The sequence below is a fragment of the Geotoga petraea genome, from assembly GCF_900102615.1.
In the GTDB taxonomy this organism is placed as follows: Bacteria; Thermotogota; Thermotogae; order Petrotogales; family Petrotogaceae; genus Geotoga; species Geotoga petraea.
Genome location: NZ_FMYV01000016.1, coordinates 1 through 1,090 on the forward strand (window position 1 = coordinate 1; position 1,090 = coordinate 1,090).

1 protein-coding gene is annotated in these 1,090 nt (G+C 21.9%); it reads left to right on the forward strand.

All coding sequences use genetic code 11. The features are described 5' to 3' along the window. Positions 1 to 87: 87 nt before the first annotated feature. A partial coding sequence (locus tag BLS00_RS10485; RefSeq protein ID WP_143012959.1) for an ABC transporter ATP-binding protein occupies positions 88 to 1,090 on the forward strand: 1,003 nt, incomplete at its 3' end.

Genomic DNA, 1,090 nt, shown 5'->3' on the forward strand with positions numbered 1-1,090 from the left:
AAGAAGCATTAAAAAACAAAACGATATTGAAAGATTTTTTTGATGCAGAAAATCGTATGACGGTTATGAAGAAAGGGGAGGACGTTATTGAATGAAATAAAATGGTTTTTTAAAACTATGCCTTTTAAAATAAAAAGTTCATATATAATTAGTTTTTTATTTATTTTAATATCTTCATTAATATCAATAGCCATCCCCTTATTTTATAAATTTATAATAGATTCCTTTCAAGAAAATGAAATAGATAATATATTAAAAGGTATTATTTTTTATATTATTATAAATGCGATAAGCACTTTTTTCTTTTGGTTGGGAGAATATTTGTTTAGGGCAAAAAGTTCGAATTCTGTAAATTATTATATGAATAAAGCTTACATTTGGGGAATTCAAAACAAGAGAAAGATAAATCCTGAAATAATAATTAATGATCCTCTTGCTTTTGGTGATTTTTCATCACTTATATATAGTTTAATTGAAATAATTAAAATACCCATACCTCTTTTATTAATATTTATATTAGATAAAAATGCTTTTTTTATAAGTTTGATTTCTGTGGTAGTATGGTTTATTTATATTAAATATGACAGAAAATATGTTGACAAAAATCAAGATATTATAATTGAGAATGAGAGAGAAAATTTTGATTTTATTGATGATTCTATAAAAGGTTTTAGAGAGATAAGTATGACTGGAACATTTTTGTTTGAGTTTAAAAAAGTGCAAAAAAGATATATGCATTGGTATAAGAAGGTAAAAAGTTACATAAAAAAAAGAAATTTATATTTAATAGTTCTTGAAATAATAAAAATATTGGTAATGATATCTTTTATTGTTTATTCTTTTTATGGTTTTTATAGAAATCAATATCTTTTAGGAACAGTTTTTGCACTTATAAGTTATTATGAAATGCTTGAAATACCAATTGAAAATTCGTTTGATTTTAGTCAATATTTTGGATACTATAAAAAGCTCATTAATAACTTAAAAGATATCAAAGAAGAAAAAGTAGAGAAGAGATATGATATAGGAGAGATAAAAGAAATAAAAATAAAAGATTTAGATTTTTCATATGGAGAAAAAGAAATATTCA